Genomic DNA, 16,677 nt, shown 5'->3' with positions numbered 1-16,677 from the left:
GAACACCGCCAAAGGTAAAATTCGGTCATGGCAAGGGCGGCTTTCTTATTGCCTTCTTTTTTGTCCCCGTCGCCCTTGACGACTCTTCCGCACCTTTGGCGGGTGTTGGTCAAGGGCGAATCCGGCCCTCCGCATGCCCCACGATGCTCAATGGGATGATCTGTGTGGAGTTTTCATAGAACTTTTGACGCTACCTGGTCGATAACCTAGTTTTTCGGAAATGGCTTGTGCTCCTTCTTTTACGAGCCTCTCGAATTGTTCCATCACTTCCCGTGTAAATCGATGCGCCGGCCCAGAGACGGACAAGCAGGCGCCCACTTCCCCGCGGATGTCGAAAATGGGCGCCGCAACGGCCGCAGAGCCGACTTCCCGTTCATCGATGCTAGACGCAACGCCGCGCTCCCGAATCACCTCAAGCTCCGCCGCTAGACGATCCAATCGTTCCTTTGTCGGCACTTGCGCAAAAATCCGCTCTTGAACTTCGGGCGATTGATAGGCCAACAATACTTTTCCCCCCGCCCCCGCCCAAAGCGGCAGCCGCTCGCCGATTCTCACCATATGGCGCAGCGCCTGAAGCCCCTCGCACTGTTCGACGCAAACGCGGGCATCTTGTTCCAGCACGTATAAGTTCACCGTCTCCCGCGTCTCGTCGCGCAGCCGCTCCATCACCGGCCGCGCGATTTCCCGCACTTTAATCGATTTGCCGGCAATATATCCTAAATAGTACAATCCTTGTCCAAGACGGTACTTTAACGTCTCCGGATCTTTGACGACCAAGCGGTTTTGCTCCAGCGTGGCGAGCAGGCGCGTCGTCGTCGATTTGGCGAGCGAAATCTTTTTCGCAATTTCCGTGAGTGATAGCTCTTGTTCCTCGAGGGTAAAACAATACAAGATGTCAATGGCCCGCTGCACCGTGCGCAAGCCGGCTTCGTGTTTTTTTTCTTCCTGCACCTGTTTGTTCCCCCCTTCCTTATGTTCCGTTAAACGGAATTTCATTTCTTTCAGTGGAAAATTACTCCCATTTTAGCATCTTCATTCACCGCCGTTCAAGCTTTTTTTCGCGTTTCTTTCCTTTTTGCTTTCAACAAGAGAAAGGGCGGCGAAGCCTTTTTTCATTTAAACGTCTGTGTGAAGGGACATATGCTGCGTTAGGCCTGTCTTCCTGCCCGTCCATTGTCTGAACGGATTGCATAAACAGTTCAAATTTTTCAGTAAGTTATGGACAAACGAAAGCGAACTTTGTTATAATTCATTCAAGAATTCCATTTAAAGAAAACAAGTTACATACAATGGAACAAAAAAGAGGGGGGATGATCAGCGAACATTTGAGAACCGATCACTTCATGGAATGATCGAACATCAAAACGCGATGTCCAGCGATTCCTCCCCCACTTACTCCCTTTGGTCGTTGAAGTGGGGGTCTCCTCGCCAAAGACAATGAAAGGGAACTCGCTATTTTGAACATATCCCTGTCAAGTAGACAGTGTGAAAAATACCCACCTTCTTCAGCTGCTTGTTAGGATAGTGGAATGAGGAAACGTTGTCAAGGAAAGCACTTGACAACGTCTCCTTCATTCCACTTCATCGTTGGCAAGCTGAAGAAGGAGACATTCTCAGCCGTTCGTCTGCTATATAGGTGCAATTTGAATCTTTAACATTTGTAGTTTTTACAGAGCGATTGGATCGACTGTCGGGCGAGCGAACAATGCCGCTTCCGGAACCATGTATGGGGCTGCGAAGCGGGTGATTGTTCGGTCACCGCCAGTCGAAAAGTGGATAAGCGACTTTTCCGTCAATGATATGTTAAACTTTTTCGTTGCATGTATATACACTTCGTTTTTTCACAGCGGCGCGAATTATCTGCTGATCGATTTGCAAGTTCATTTGTCGGAAAAAATGTGCAAAGGAAACTCTTAGTATTCTGCAAAAACAGAAACTTGTCCCTGAAAAAAGTTATAACTTGTTTGAAACTCACCCTAGTATTAAGAAGAGAATAGAAAATATTATATAGACTCCCATGACAAAAAAATTTCGTCACCATCGGAAGGATGAAAACAACCTTCTGTCGAATGGTCTCCTTGCAGCTGGGGTCATGAGGTCGTTGTATCTATGGTACGTAAAAGTCCGATATATAGACGGACCCCAGTAGTCTGGTGCACTACGGAATGTCGCTCCCTTGAGGGAAGCACGCAGGATAGAATGCTTGAACAAAGGCTACTGCACCAGCTGTTTTTGAGAACGAAGCAGGGAGGGAGACCGATGCGCGTCTTGTATGAACGCTGTTGCGCCCAGCTCGCCAAAGGGCGGCTGAAACAAAAAACGGAAGAGCTCCGGCGCGCGTTGAAAGGAGTGATAGGGCCGCATCAACGCATGATGCTGGCCGAGCAATGTGTAAACTAGCACATTATTTCAGAATCCCTTTTTCAAATTATTTCAGGCGGATTCGGAAATAATGTGCAAAATTTTTGCGGATTGCTCCGGATTTTGCACATTCTTTCGGAACGTTTGCACGCTCTTTCAGATGAAGATTTCCAGCGCGCCTGATGGACCTATGGAAAAGAGAAAGCACAAAAGAGGCCGATTCGGCCCCTTTCGTGCTAATACCCCATTTCCTCTGCGGCCATGCGCACCACTTCTTCGTCAATGGCGTCCTTTTTCAGCTGATACCCGTATAACAGGCACGTCGTGGCCAACGTGTTGATCACCCGAGGCCATCCCCGCGACTGCAGGGCAATCGCCTCTAACGCCGATGGGGTGAAGATCGGATGCTTCGCCCCGGCCTGTTTCATCCGATGTTCGATGTAGCCCGCCACCTCTTCCTTCTCCAGCGGCCCCATCCGGTATCGCATGATGATCCGCTGGTCGAGAGGGCGGTGCTGATTGAGCCGCAGCTTCCCCTGTAAATGGGGCAGCCCGGCCAACATCAAGACAAATCTTTCAGATACGTCTTCGGTTCCACCTGCCCATTCACCAACGGAGCGATTAGCCCGTACCGAAACAGGGCAATGTCGTGTCTCATCGACTCATCCATTCGAATCTCCTCCTTGTCTCACTTGGAATCAGGACCGTTCCGGTCCGTCTGCCCTTATCGTACCGGATCGCTTTTTCTCCGTCGATAGGAAAGGTTTGTGGGAACCTCAACTATTTCCAATTTAGGGTATGTATGTAAAATCAGGATCCCATTTGATTCGCAAAAGGGTGTCGGAATCCGTCCTTCCACATGTCTCTGATGACCGAATCAAGACCGTGTTTCTCCAACGTCCGGATCCACCAGGAAGCCCGTTCCTTTTCTTTTTTCACGATAGGGCCTATGATCCTCCACCGCCTCGCAAAAAAGCTGTGAAGGCTTGATAGGTTTCGGTAGAACCGTCGGACATAAAAGATGATGCCGTCCTTTGTCAGGAGGAACGGAGCCCGGTTCGTCCCCTCGGTCAATCCCAACTGCTCTTTCACGACTTGCCATATGGCGGACAACGTATACTGAAAATACGGGAGGAGAAAGGAAGGCAGCACACTCACCGTCTTCAAGCATTCCCGACAGCGATACCGGACAATCCAAATGCGATAATCACCATGTGGGGTCAATGCGTTTCGCTCATAGTAACCGTGGCGGTGCAACGGGCGCTTGGCCCGGCAATGCGGACACTTTTTCAGAAGAGGGAAGTCGTTTTCTTTTCCACGCTCTGCATACGTTTGGACGTCAATGCCAAAGTCATGAAATTGAATCACGTCCTCCTCCCCCTCCTATGAACCGATGGATTTTCTCTTCCGAAATAATTCACAAAAAATTTAGCACATTCTTTCAGAAAAGGGGAGAGGGCTTTCTGAAGGAATGTGCAAAAAAATGTCTCTTTTGTTCCGAAATAAAGTGATAATTTACATTAACCTTCGCATAAGCGGTGCCCACTCTGGTTATACTGCTCCTAAGGAAAAGCATGGGAAACGTCTCAACATCACCGACAACCATGGATGGACGCCCCGGAAACTCCGCAAGCAGGAACGGAAGATCAAAAACGCTCATCTCCGCCAACGTGTGATGGCCGTCCGCCTGGTCATGGAAGGCTATTTGGGCAAAGACGTGGCCTCCATGGTCAACGTGTGCCGCCAAACCGTTTCCCATTATGTGTCGCTGTTTAACGAAGGGGGGCCTGGAACTCCTGCTTCATCGGGATTTTGCCCCTGGGCGAGAGCCGTTTCTCACCGAAGCATTGCGGGAGTGTCGTTTATGTTAAAGTTTAAGCGTCATTTATTATTGGTTTCTTCTTTTATGATTTTCAATTTTTTCCTTTTTTTCATTCACCCTTTTTTTGCTTATGCAAAATCTATTTCCACACCTTATGGAGTGTTGACGGATTTAGGTCCTAAGGTGCGCAATATCTCTGTTAATACTTCACGTGCCGCCATGGATAAAAAAGGAAATTGTTATTTGTATATGATTTTGCACGGAACACCTACAGTACTAGCTGTTTTAGACCTCAATACGGGAAAGGTCAAGAAAACATTTCCACTCTTGGATTCCACTGCTGCTTGGGCCATGGACATAGATGAAGGGGGAGTTTTATGGATTGGCGGCACGAATAAAGGCAGTATTTATCGCTTTGATCCTAATACGTTTTCATTCAAGAATTTTGGTAATCAATTAGGCGGTTCTAAAGAAGTAGCTATTCAAGATATTACACATTCTAATCAAAAATTATTTGCAACAACCGCATATGGGGCTAATTTCTTTAGTTTTAGTAAAGCTAAAGAAAAACGTGTCAGCGGCTTATCACCTTTAGAACCGGGTAAGAAATTCGCAAAATCAATTGTGTATGATCAAGGTTCCAATACTTTGTTTATTTCGCTCGGAGCAAAAGCGAATTTGCTTAAATGGAATCTATCGACAGGTAAAAAAGAACATATTTTACCGCTTAAATATCAGTCCGAAACATATATCTATAAGATGAGAATTGTGAACCAGTATTTGTTTGCCCGCATGTATCCGAGCGAGAAAATTGCCGTGTATGATATGAAAAAAAACCGTTTCGTGGCTGAATTTCCTGCAAGTTCAATCGTATCTCACAAGAATCCTTTTAAGAATGAGGTCTATTATACCTGAATCCGTGACAAAACATCTTTACAATGGTCGCAAACCGTTGATACGATAAGGGAAAACGACGTTGACGATTCTTCATCAAGTAGGTGATATGATGAAAGATTTCCCGATTCGGTTTGTATTGACAGATGAAGCGATTACCCCAAGTGCTGGGCTTGCTCTCGTTGGCTACTTACTGCACCAAACGAAACTGGATAAACGGGTAAACGCACTTCGGCTTCCAACGGTTCGTCGAGAAGTGCACATTTCCCATAGCGATGTCATTCGCTCGATGATTGGCTTGCTTGCCACAGGAAAAACGGATTTCGATCATATCGAAGCGTATCGTCAGGACGATATCTTTTCGGCATCGATGGGGATTCAGCACGTGCCTTCCTCTCCAACCTTGCGACAACGACTCGATCAGCTCGCTTGTCTTCCGATGACCGAAACGATTCTTTGGGAGGAGTCCATACGTCTGTTGATTCAACGACATGCCACTTTGTCCCCTTGTTGGACCAAAGGAAAGACGACATGGCTTCCCCTTGATATAGATGGTTCCCCATTTGACAACTCCGATACGAAAAAAGAAGGAGTCAGTCGAACGTATAAAGGATTTGACGGTTTTACACCGTTGTTTGCGTATGCAGGGAAGGAAGGGTATCTCGTTCATGCCGAGTTGCGTCCAGGGAAACAACATGTGCAAGACAACATGCCCTCGTTTTTAGTCACCGCTATCCGTCGAGCTCGTCAACTGACTTCATCTCGTCTGCTTGTTCGCATGGATGCAGGAAACGATGCAGAAGCGAATGTGCACGTATGCCTAAAGGAAGACGTGGACTTTGTCATCAAGCGAAACTTACGCCGAGAATCGAAAGCGCTTTGGTTCCAGATCGCTTCGCAAAAGGGCAGACGCGTCGATGATGGACAAAGCGAAGGAGTACAAACGTATGAGTTATGCCTTCCACAGACCGCAGCGATCGATGGAAACACGTATACGTACGTTCAAGTCACCCAAGTGACGGAACGGACGATGGAACGAAATGGACAGCTGATGCTCGTTCCTGATTATGAAGTGGAAAGCTATTGGGTGCGGCTCAAAGGATACGAGCATGTTCGAATGAGCGATGTGCTCGCGTTGTATCATGACCATGCGACATGCGAACAGTTTCATAGCGAACTGAAGAGCGACTTAGATTTAGAGCGGCTTCCATCTGGGAAGATGAAAACGAATGCGCTCGTGTTGGTCATGGGAGCCTTCGTTTACAATCTTCTTCGTCTGATTGGACAAGATCTATTAAGCGATCCGAGACATCCGTTGCACCACAAAGTGAAACGCCGTCGCATCAAGACGATTATTCAGACGGTGATCACGATGGCAGGTCGACTCGTCCGCCGATCACGACAGATCTGGATGAAACTGACGCGAAGGAGTGGGTACAGTATACTCCTACTGAATGTGTATCAAAAATGGAAAGAGGCAAGATAACAACTCACATTTCGCACCCTAACAAGGTCAAAACAAAGGATTTTTTATTTAGTTTTTCAGAATAACTTTTTGACCAACACGACGAGCGATGGCAATCCTTTTTTTACCATCGATGGTCGTTCCGTATGACGTTACACGTAAATGCTCTCATCCAGCCCCAACCCCTGCAGAATCCTTCATTGTTCAGGGGTGAGGGAGCGATCCAGTGAGCGTTGGATGCGCCCATCCGGCAGCTCCAGCAGGATGACGTTCACATATTGAAACAGCTGAAAAATCGCCCGTCCCGTCGGTCGGGTCAGCTTGCGGCCTCCGGCGCCCTTTAATGGGTGTTCGGGTGTGATGAACTGGCGCACTCGGCGCTGAAAGACGCGGTAAATGGCCAAGGCCAAGAGAAACAAATAGCCCAATACCGCAACTCGTTCTGGCTTTTTGACATAGATCTCATCCGTGAAAAAAGGGTCTTTCAAAAAAGCGAAGTTCATTTCCACCGAGATCTGCCCTTTATACAGCTTCAAGATCTCTTGGGCATCCATGGGTTGGCCCTTCCATTCCTTCGGAACGGTCGTGACGAGGACAAACCGGGACGCTTTCCGTCTCGCCTGTTCCCACGCGTCTTGGTCGAATTCGACGTCAAGGTGCAAGAAATACAGCGTCTCCACCTCGGGTTCCGCCCCTTTTTTCGGCCGTCCGCGCCGTTTTTTCGGGCGTACGATCTCTTCGACCGCGGCCTCAACCCGATGAAACCGGGGGCGAAGGGACGCCTTGAGGGACGCCAAGGCTTGTTCGGCATCTTCCCGGCAGGAGAAGGGGTGACGCTCCCAACGGGCTTGTTCCTCGCGAAGAAGCTCCGCTTCTTTGGTTCGTTCTTTTTCAAGCGTCTTTCCTTTGCGCTGGTCGAGCGCGCTCGATTCAACAACGATCAGCCGAACGGGGTGGCCTTCATACGTCGAGGCCGTTTCCCATACCCGGTACGTGGCGCCGTTTCTCTCCGCCAACGTAAAGGGATCGCTCCACGTCGTGTCCTCAGCATCCGCTTCGGCCAGCGCGGTTTTCACGATCCGGAGCGACGAAGGGCCTCTGGTGATCAAAAAGGCGTTGGCCGCTTTGGTTTGCGCCAGGGTCTCTTTCGTCATCGCGGCAGAATCGGCCACGTAAATCCATTCGTCTTCGATTTTGGCCTGCTTCAGCTGTTCGTGGACACGGGACAGCACCTCCGGATTCCACGTTTTGTCAGGCAGGTTGCCGTCGTGCACATCGCCGTAAAACGGGATGCCGTCCTCGTTGCCGACCAGTCCGAAACCGATCTGTTTTTGCCAACGATGATGGCGGTTATAGCCATGTGTGATCTGCAAAGCCTCTAATGAGGCCGATTCATACGCGCCGTAAACCGTCTTGTCCGTCGTATCGGCGTGAAAGGCTCGGAGGGAAAGGCCTTCTTTGCGATAAATGTGAATCAAGCAAGTGCTGATCACCTTGTGAATATCGGCCTCATACAAGCGGTCGAGATGACGAGCCAAGGCATCGTCGTTCAACCAGGAAGGATGGAGACCGGGACGGATGAGTTTCTCTAGATCGATCTCCTGAGCCCATCGTTCCACGTGAACGAGGGCTTGCCGGCCGTCAAACATATTGTAGATGATGGCCTGAACGGCATCGCTGACTCGAGTCTGGCACTGTGGATCAACGGGAACGAGATGGTCAATCAATTGGGGCAGGCCCAGTTTCTTGAATAGGGCACTTATTATATTCAAATAATAATTGCGATAGACCTTTTTGACTTGAACGTTCATAAGAGAAAAACTCCTTTACGTTCCTTGTGTGTCAAGGATTCATTCGACATCGGAACGAAAAAATCCTCCCGATTTTCGTTGAGAGGGTGCGAAATGTGAGATAACAAACAGATGTTCGGGTACTCATATCCATCACTCCCCCCTGTACTTTTTTTGTCTCTTTTTTGGTTTGTATCTCCATAAAAGAGGATTTATCTCGTTTTCAAACATGAAAGTGGTGCAGGGAATCATCAAAAAAAGGGATGTATGGATCATATATCCATAGAACTAACACCAAAATCAAAGTTGATTTCCAACCATCACGGATTCAGGTGCAAATGATTCCAGCAAAATATGTTCTTGTTGCAACTTTAAATCCCACTCCGTTCAGATAAAACCTGTTTCAATGTTTCCTATAGCAATAAGTCTATGCACTTCCTTTAAATCCCACTCCGTTCAGATAAAACAAATACCCTTGAATCACCTGCATAATGTCTGTTATATCTTTAAATCCCACTCCGTTCAGATAAAACCTAATTCCTCTTTTATTTTAAATCCTGCGTTACATCTCTTTAAATCCCACTCCGTTCAGATAAAACATGCAATCAGTGCCGCGTCTTTAATTACTTCGCGCTTTAAATCCCACTCCGTTCAGATAAAACAGACACAACGATGCTTTACGAAAATTAGATGACGGCTTTAAATCCCACTCCGTTCAGATAAAACACGCCGCCAAAGTCCGCAAGTTAATGTACGACAATTGCCTTTAAATCCCACTCCGTTCAGATAAAACAACGTATAACTTGTACCTTGCAAAAATCCATGAGTCTTTAAATCCCACTCCGTTCAGATAAAACGTAAGTCATGCCGTCTTTTACTACAATGTTTTTCACTTTAAATCCCACTCCGTTCAGATAAAACTACATTGATCCGACCGCCTACAACATACAAGAAGCAAAACTTTAAATCCCACTCCGTTCAGATAAAACGAATGAGAAAGAGAAGGAAGAACAAAAGAACCCATCTTTAAATCCCACTCCGTTCAGATAAAACTCGGCGTCCGTTTTGGCGCTTTTCCTCGCGGTCAGGCGTGCTTTAAATCCCACTCCGTTCAGATAAAACCCGGCCTTGCGCCGTTCGTACTCGGCGAGGAACTTATCTTTAAATCCCACTCCGTTCAGATAAAACGCGCAAAAGAGTCTATCAAAAGTTTATTGCGATTCAACTTTAAATCCCACTCCGTTCAGATAAAACAGCAAGCACCTGTTTATTCATATTTAGGGGTTCTGCCCTTTAAATCCCACTCCGTTCAGATAAAACAGGACCACCCAGCGTGTCAATAGATCGCCTTTTGTCTTTAAATCCCACTCCGTTCAGATAAAACACTCTCCATCCTTTGTGTTCTCTCACTGCTTTTGCTAACTTTAAATCCCACTCCGTTCAGATAAAACTGGATTCACACCTGGATTCAACTTTTGCAACGTTCCGTACTTTAAATCCCACTCCGTTCAGATAAAACGCGGCGTCAACGGAAAGTCCAGCGGTGCTGTTTCGCTTTAAATCCCACTCCGTTCAGATAAAACGTCCGTCGGTTCCGGTGTGTTCCTCGAACACGCGCCTTTAAATCCCACTCCGTTCAGATAAAACACGGACGTGAGTTTTAGCGCTTCGAGTTCGTCGTCTTTAAATCCCACTCCGTTCAGATAAAACAGACACAACGATGCTTTACGAAAATTATATACATGCAACATGAAGAGTTAACTTCTCAGTCATCCTGCACACCCTAAGCGCTGCAGCACTTCCTCCGGACGTTCGTGGATGTAGTGGACAAACCGAGTAATGGCTTGAATGATATCGTTGCGATCCTTGTGAAATACATTGGCAATCACCGTATCTTTCAGCCATTTCCATAAGCGTTCGATCGGGTTCAGCTGTGGCGAATAGGGAGGAAGGTAAATAAAGTGAAAACACTGCCCTTCTTCCTGCAAAAACTCCTTGACCATTTTGGCATGGTGAATGCGGGCGTTATCCAACACCAAGACCATGAGACGGTCCGGATAGCGCTCTTTGAGCATTCTCAAGAAATCCAAGAACGTCGCGGCATTGGCAGCGGTCGTTTGATGAAGCACCGTTTCGCCATCGTGGATGTTGACCGCGCCAAACAGCGATACGTGGGCATGATGGCCGAACGTCGGCACTTGTTTTTGGCGGCCGACTTCCGACCATGTGGACCGCAAGACATGGTAAGAGCGGATATGTGTTTCATCAAGGTACAACAAGACCGAATCAGGATCCATTAAGTTTTTTTTTATGAAGTCGATCTGTTTCTCAAAATTCTTTTGTCGATCCGGATCGCCTTTCGCCAATGTGTAGGTCGGCCGTGTCCACGACAGCCCTTTGCGGTGCAGGAGTTTTCGCAACGCTTCGCGGGAAATGGAAACACCGAAGTGCTTTTCGACATAGGATTGCAGGAGTTTGGTGTTCCACGCCGAAGCGACGTCCCAGCCCAGTTCCGCGGGAGTGGTGGTCAACACAAGCTGTTTGATCTCTTCCTGCTGTTCTTCGGTGAGAAACGGCTCCCGCCCGGGGGCGAAATCCCGATGAAGCAAGAGCTCCAGACCGCCTTCGTTGAACAGCGACACATAATGGGAAACGGTTTGTCGGCACACGTTGACCATGGAGGCCACCTCTTTGCCCAAATAGCCTTCCATGACCAGGCGAACCGCCATCACCCGTTGGCGAAGAAGGGTGTTTTTGATTTTCCGTTCCTGTTTGCGAAGTGTCCGAGGTGTCCATCCGTGATCGTTGGTGATTTTGAGACGTTTCATGCAGAATTCCGCTCCTTTTCCATGCTTTTCCTTAGGAGCAGTATAACCGGAGTGGGCACCACTTATACGAAGGTTAACTTTTCAATGAGCATATATATAAATCCAAACTTAACGAAAATCGTCTTGTCGACGGTTCGTGCAAAAAACTAACCGTAGGATCAAGCGGCGTCTTGTAAATTTCCCCCAAAACAGTTGTATAACATAAGGAATTTCCGAATGATATCAAAGCATTCAGCGGGTCGCGCGGAGGTTGCTTTGTCCGCTTTTCAAACGTAAAGTCTTGCTTCAAAATCCCGTTAAAGGATTGATAATAATGTTGGCGAATCCGTCCCTCAATTCCCATTAACTCTTGAATAGTACTTGCCGCATCCAATTTTTTTGTCTCTTCTTCGATCTGATGGATATAAATTTCCGTTTTCTCTCGATGCCTGCGAATATTCCGCAGCATATGATGCACAGCGCTTTCCAAAAACATCTTGGCGATATACAACCTTTTGCCATTATCAAGATAATGAGCGCTCTGCTGCACAACGGTAAAACCAGACACTTTTCGATTTCTCGGACAGAATGTGCCTGCGTAAAATCCATAGTAATTGAAAATATGCAAATGAACTTCATGCTGGCTTAACAAATTAAGCAAAGCGGAGTTGAAGTCCACTTCCCCAAATATATATAAATTTTCGATTTGATGCACAGGAAGCGATCTCTTGTTTTCTTTTTCCCTGAATCCGTGATAAAAACGCGTTCAAACTGCTGAGAAAGCTTGATAAATCAACAAATATCACACTTTTTGCTTTTCACTCAATAAGTGAACATCCGAAACTGGGCTAAACCCTTGATATGATTACGTTTTCCGGTGCTTTTGATGAGCTGCTGTCACGGATTCAGGTTTTTCATCTAAAAAATAAATCGTATTGTCCTTTCGCTTGAGCCGCCCATTTGAAAAGATATAATGATCTTTCAACATCATTCGTCACCTTCCAGTGCATAACAAAATTCGTAATATGCACACTTCGAGCAATATGATAGTTTTTTAAGAGGTGGGGGAGAGGGAAGTTGCAAAATTTGATAGATGTCTTTTAAAGCCTTTTCCACCTTTCGCTCGTCTTCTTCTGTTAATATCACTTCCTCCGTCTTTCTTTCCTTCGTATAGCTGATCAATCCTTTTTTATGAATGCCTCGTTTTTTCAGTTCGTAAAGATAGTACAACATTTGAAAACGGTCCGCTTCAGCCATTTTACTGGAAATTTTGATTTCGCGAACGTACTCTTCCTCTAATGCATCCAGCTTAAACGTGTCATCAATGAGAATCTCTCTCTCATTCAAGCGTGGATACGCCCGTTCGTGCAGAATTTTTCCTTCGATCACTCGTTCGTGCTCTTCTTCCATTCCAATTCCTTTGGAAAACAACCATAATTTCCGCTTGCACACTTTGTAATAATGGATTTGAACACCGCTAGCCATTCACTGCTCTCTCCTTAGTAAAATGCTGACAGTGGTGTATCAAACTGAATCCCTCTCCCTCTCCCCACTTCGCGATCAAAATCGTACTCAACATCGGCAATGTATATGTGGTCAAACGGTTTGGGCAATCGTTCTGAGACACATTTCTCCGCAAGAAAACGGTGGACGCTGATCGTCTTCTTTTCGATCTCCATGCGCAAACGAATCCGCTCTTGCCAGTTTCGGCAACGACGGCATTCATCGATGACATCGGCGATTTCGTCGTAAATTCGCCGTGGAATGATGGGAACGGTCTGAATGTCACGCAGTTTCCGCTGCGCCTCTTTCTTGCTCATTTCATACGGATCTAAATGGTCAAACATAGCTAACGCATCTTCGAACTCCTGCAAAAACGAAGTTCCTTTCAATCTCTCACGTTCATACAACTTGCCAACCAGCTCAATTTTTGTTCTTTCATCGAGAATTTGTCTGTCAAAAGGCCTCAACAACTCCGTGCTTTCACACACGAGATGCCCATCATATACAGATGGAACCCCAGAAACGTTTTGTGTAAAAATATGGATGTTGCATTGTTCCCCTTCAATCACTCTTCTTCGATAACAACGCCCAAGACGTTGAAACAGACTATCCAGTGGAGACATTTCTGTGAATAAATAGTCGAAATCAATATCAATGCTTGCCTCGACAAGCTGGGTCGTAATCCACACCCCATTTGTCTTTGCCTCATTGAACTCTTGAATTTGCCGCTCGAGCCATTGACGATCTTCTTGCGTAAATTGTGAGTGCAGCAAATGAACAGGTACATCGCTGCCCATTTCGGATAATCGTTCGTACAATTCCATCGCCCGACGAACCGTATTCACAATGACTAACACTTGGGATGAACGCGCCATTTTGACAAAGTCCTCTATTCCTTCTGTTATTTCTTCATCATGGAGCTGAATACGGTGACGGTGATTTTGGCTGTCAATAAATTCGCCGAAAACGGTGTCTTCTTCATCGATAATACTTCGGCGCTTGAGTTCATCCAAATATAAAGTTGGCAATGTGGCTGTCATAATCATGAATCGACCGCCTACTTTTTTAATCATTTCTAATGACTTAATCAACATCGCAGCAATTTTTGGATCATACGCTTGGATTTCATCGATCACCACTTTGGCGTTTGCCATGCTTGCCAATTCTTTTTCAAATCCTCGATAATAAAAAGGAAACTTTAAAATTTGGTCAACGGTTGTGAAAAGCAGCTTCATGGACAACTGTTGCGACTGTTGCTTAATCGCCTCCCAGTTTTCTTCCCCCCGTTCCACCAAAGGTATTGTCAAAAGTGTATCCTCCACACTCACGGTTTTCCCTTGAGTTTCAACGGTTGAACGAAAAAAAGCTTGCCACCCCCGTTGTTTTCGGCCATCATTGAGGTAACGACACCCAACAGCCAAAACAAAGGAGTGACAAGCTTTGTTACCTCAATTATTAGCCTATTTGCTCGAAATAATCAAGACCCAATATCAAATCATTGTGTATTTGATGGGTGTGATCGTGGGAAAATCCTTGAATCTCGAGGACTTGGACGAACCCATCCAAAAGCCGTACCGGAAACTTCAGGTCGATGACCTTCCGATCATCGATGTGCCGGAAACCCTTGATTACCGGAAGCTGTTGGCAGACTATGAAGCCCAGCACGGACGTCCTTTACGGCCCATCCAGCGCCGCGCGAATGCGAAACACCGTGTTCCGGATTCGTTGACCTGCCCTCGCTGCCAGGCTCCCTCTTCTTACCTGTACGCCAATAACGGCGGAAACGGGCAATACCAATGCAAAGTGTGCCAGTGCCGGTTCAACCACCGAAATCGGTTCACCAAGCAAGCGGTCTTTCGCTGCCCGCACTGCAAAAAGACGCTGGAAAAGATCAAGGAACGCAAAGAATACCACATCTATAAGTGCAAGAACAACGATTGCCCGTTTTACCAGGCCAACCTTCGCCGGATGACCAAGAAGGAGCGCCAACAGTTTCAACAGGATCCTCAAGCCTTCAAGGTGCGGTATTTGTTTCGAGAGTTCTTGTTTGACTTTCTCCCGTTGGCTTCCTCGTCGCCCATCCAACCGAAGGTCGATTTGTCCCGGCTGGCTGCGTCGCCGCACGTGTTGGGGCTCGTGTTGACGTACTACGTCAACTTTGGGATGTCCTCGAGGGAGACCGCCGCCGCCATGAAGGACATCCATGGCGTCTCGATCTCCCATCAGACGGTGCTCAACTACGCCAACAGCGTCGCGCTTTGGATCAAGCCCTTTGTCGACCGGTTCCCGTATGAGCTGTCCGGTTCGTTTTGCGGGGACGAGACGTATATTCGCGTCAAAGGGCGCTGGCATTACCTGTTCTTTATGTTTGATGCCGTCAAAAAGATCGTGCTGTCGTATCGCGTCTCGCCCAAGCGGGACACGCTCTCGGCCATCCAGGCCATCGATGATGTCCTGCGAAAGCTGCCGTCCCTCCCAGACGACTTGTCGTTTGTCGTGGATGGCAACCCGATTTACCGGCTGGCGCAACACTTCTTCGCCCAGCACGGGATTTCGTTTGACGTCCGCCAGGTGATCGGCCTAACCAACGAAGATCCGGTCTCGGAAGAGTTTCGCCCTCTCAAACAGATCATCGAGCGATTCAACCGGACCTTTAAAGGCAACTACCGCCCGACCCATGGGTTTGGTGCGGAAGAAGGCTCGGTGTCCTTTGTGACGCTGTTTGTGGCGTATTTCAACTTCCTGCGCCCGCATAGCGCACTCGAAGGCCGGGTCCCGGTCGTCATCCCGGAACTGGCGGATCTTCCGCATATGCCGGCCCGGTGGACGAAGCTCATCGCCATGGCACAAGCGTTTCTCCAACAAGAGGCGGCCTGACTTTTTTGTCCGCCGGAGCCCGTTGAACAGAACTCCTGCCGGATTCGGCGAAGCGAACCCTTGACCAACCGAACACCGCCAAAGGTAAAATTCGGTCATGGCAAGGGCGGCTTTCCTATTGCCTTCTTTTTGTCCCCGTCGCCCTTGACGACTCTTTCCCACCTTTGGCGGGTGTTGGTCAAGGGCGAATCCGGCCCTCCGCATGCCCCACGATGCTCAATGGTATGATCTGTGTGGAGTTTTCATAGAACTTTTGACGCTACCCCACCAAATAGAAAGCGCTTGTAGAATGCAAAAGACCTGCGGCATCGTATCCCATTTGATGACGAACTCGTTCATAAATAGCGTTGATGCTGACGCGAAGGGGCAAGGTGAAGAATGCCTTATCCCGATCGATCCACAATAAGGCAGATTCCGTTTTTCCCATGCCTGTTTGTGCTATCACAATCACATTTTTATGGGTGTGACCTGCTGTAAAACGCTGTAAATCGTTGAGATGAAACGACTTATTCTCCATATACCGTCGCACATAGACGCCAACATCTTGATGAACGTCCGATTCGACGGGAAGGTGCGCTGAGGCCGCATGGTCAATTCGTTGCAAGAGGCCCTTTAACAATACATAATCCCAAAATGACTCCCCGTCATGAATGGTATACCGTTTTAGCAACCGATCCACAAATCGAAACGATACCTTTTCAGCCAAGGGCAGTCGCATATGATGGGCAATAGCCTCTCTTTGCTTTTGTAAATCGTTTTCTAAAATATCACGGATCGCTTCTTTATCAGGCCGTTTATCCCGCTCATGATGGTAGCCGATGGCATGAGTTAACAGCCGAATTTCTTCTTTCGTCAAATTCAATTGCTCAAATGGAACAAGACCGACAGACAGATAGTTATGCGGTACATTGGCGTCGCAATCAGTTTCCAACAGTTCTTCTTGAATGGCGCGGCGGATTTTGTTTTGAAACACCGTGTTCGCTTTCCCGATGTCATGGTACTCGATCGCTAATCGAAGCAATTCCCACATTCGTTCATTGACGCGAATCAATCGGTCTCCATAACTGTCCTTTAGTAATCGCCAATTATCAAGAAGACGATCCGTATGTTCACGGATCGTCTCTTTCGTTTCGGACTTTGCATAAAACATGACCGTTT

11 protein-coding genes, 2 pseudogenes and 1 CRISPR repeat array are annotated in these 16,677 nt (G+C 47.4%); of the genes and pseudogenes, 4 read left to right on the top strand and 9 right to left on the bottom strand.

Going from position 1 to position 16,677, the window contains the following annotated elements; all coding sequences use genetic code 11:
• Positions 1–147: 147 nt before the first annotated feature.
• A complete protein-coding gene (locus NSS88_RS15530) occupies positions 148–996 on the bottom strand; it encodes an IclR family transcriptional regulator (protein ID WP_341085226.1) in 849 nt (282 codons plus the stop codon).
• A 1,263-nt stretch (positions 997–2,259) separates the two neighbouring features.
• On the opposite strand from NSS88_RS15530, the gene NSS88_RS15525 reads away from it, so the two are divergent.
• Positions 2,260–2,400, top strand: a complete 141-nt coding sequence (locus NSS88_RS15525) for a hypothetical protein (RefSeq protein ID WP_200910057.1) — start codon at positions 2,260–2,262, stop codon at positions 2,398–2,400.
• Between the two features lie 197 nt (positions 2,401–2,597).
• On the opposite strand, the pseudogene NSS88_RS15520 reads toward NSS88_RS15525, so the two are convergent.
• Positions 2,598–2,948 (bottom strand): annotated as a pseudogene (locus NSS88_RS15520) (ExeA family protein); the annotation flags it as partial.
• Positions 2,949–3,171: 223 nt separating this feature from the next.
• Positions 3,172–3,729, bottom strand: a complete 558-nt coding sequence (locus NSS88_RS15515; protein ID WP_341082712.1) for a DUF6431 domain-containing protein — start codon at positions 3,727–3,729, stop codon at positions 3,172–3,174.
• Between the two features lie 103 nt (positions 3,730–3,832).
• Between NSS88_RS15515 and NSS88_RS15505 the strand changes: the two genes are divergently transcribed.
• Entirely contained in the window at positions 3,833–5,098 is a 1,266-nt protein-coding gene (locus NSS88_RS15505) for a helix-turn-helix domain-containing protein (RefSeq protein WP_445297972.1), read from the top strand.
• A 91-nt stretch (positions 5,099–5,189) separates the two neighbouring features.
• Complete coding sequence (locus tag NSS88_RS15500; protein WP_047752210.1) at positions 5,190–6,563, top strand: IS1380-like element ISGsp2 family transposase; 1,374 nt, start codon at positions 5,190–5,192, stop codon at positions 6,561–6,563.
• 176 nt (positions 6,564–6,739) lie between these two features.
• Here NSS88_RS15500 and NSS88_RS15495 read toward each other — a convergent pair whose 3' ends face one another.
• From NSS88_RS15495 to cas3, 5 genes and pseudogenes are all read right to left on the bottom strand, one after another.
• Entirely contained in the window at positions 6,740–8,353 is a 1,614-nt protein-coding gene (locus tag NSS88_RS15495) for an IS1634 family transposase (protein WP_340994618.1), read from the bottom strand.
• Between the two features lie 348 nt (positions 8,354–8,701).
• Positions 8,702–10,042: direct repeats of the CRISPR family, unit length 29 nt; unit sequence CTTTAAATCCCACTCCGTTCAGATAAAAC.
• Positions 10,043–10,101: 59 nt separating this feature from the next.
• The gene (locus NSS88_RS15490; RefSeq protein ID WP_339239467.1) at positions 10,102–11,160 is read right to left on the bottom strand and encodes an IS630 family transposase; all 1,059 of its coding nucleotides are present in this window, start codon (positions 11,158–11,160) and stop codon (positions 10,102–10,104) included.
• Positions 11,161–11,257: 97 nt separating this feature from the next.
• A pseudogene (gene cas1, locus NSS88_RS15485) lies at positions 11,258–11,887 on the bottom strand (CRISPR-associated endonuclease Cas1); the annotation flags it as partial.
• 239 nt (positions 11,888–12,126) lie between these two features.
• A complete protein-coding gene (gene cas4 / locus NSS88_RS15480; RefSeq protein ID WP_013144993.1) occupies positions 12,127–12,624 on the bottom strand; it encodes a CRISPR-associated protein Cas4 in 498 nt (165 codons plus the stop codon).
• A 14-nt stretch (positions 12,625–12,638) separates the two neighbouring features.
• Entirely contained in the window at positions 12,639–13,949 is a 1,311-nt protein-coding gene (cas3, locus tag NSS88_RS15475) for a CRISPR-associated helicase Cas3' (protein WP_341085220.1), read from the bottom strand.
• A gap of 133 nt (positions 13,950–14,082) precedes the next feature.
• On the opposite strand from cas3, the gene NSS88_RS15470 reads away from it, so the two are divergent.
• The gene (locus NSS88_RS15470; protein WP_289667381.1) at positions 14,083–15,519 is read left to right on the top strand and encodes a DDE-type integrase/transposase/recombinase; all 1,437 of its coding nucleotides are present in this window, start codon (positions 14,083–14,085) and stop codon (positions 15,517–15,519) included.
• A gap of 259 nt (positions 15,520–15,778) precedes the next feature.
• Here the strand turns inward: NSS88_RS15470 and NSS88_RS15465 are convergent, their stop codons facing one another.
• Positions 15,779–16,669 (bottom strand): CRISPR-associated endonuclease Cas3'', encoded by an 891-nt coding sequence (locus tag NSS88_RS15465; RefSeq protein WP_341085218.1) that lies wholly within the window; start codon positions 16,667–16,669, stop codon positions 15,779–15,781.
• Between the last annotated feature and the right edge of the window lie 8 nt (positions 16,670–16,677).

The organism is Geobacillus sp. FSL W8-1251, from assembly GCF_038005945.1.
Lineage (GTDB): Bacteria > Bacillota > Bacilli > Bacillales > Anoxybacillaceae > Geobacillus > Geobacillus stearothermophilus.
This window is presented reverse-complemented; position numbering and strand designations above follow the sequence as displayed.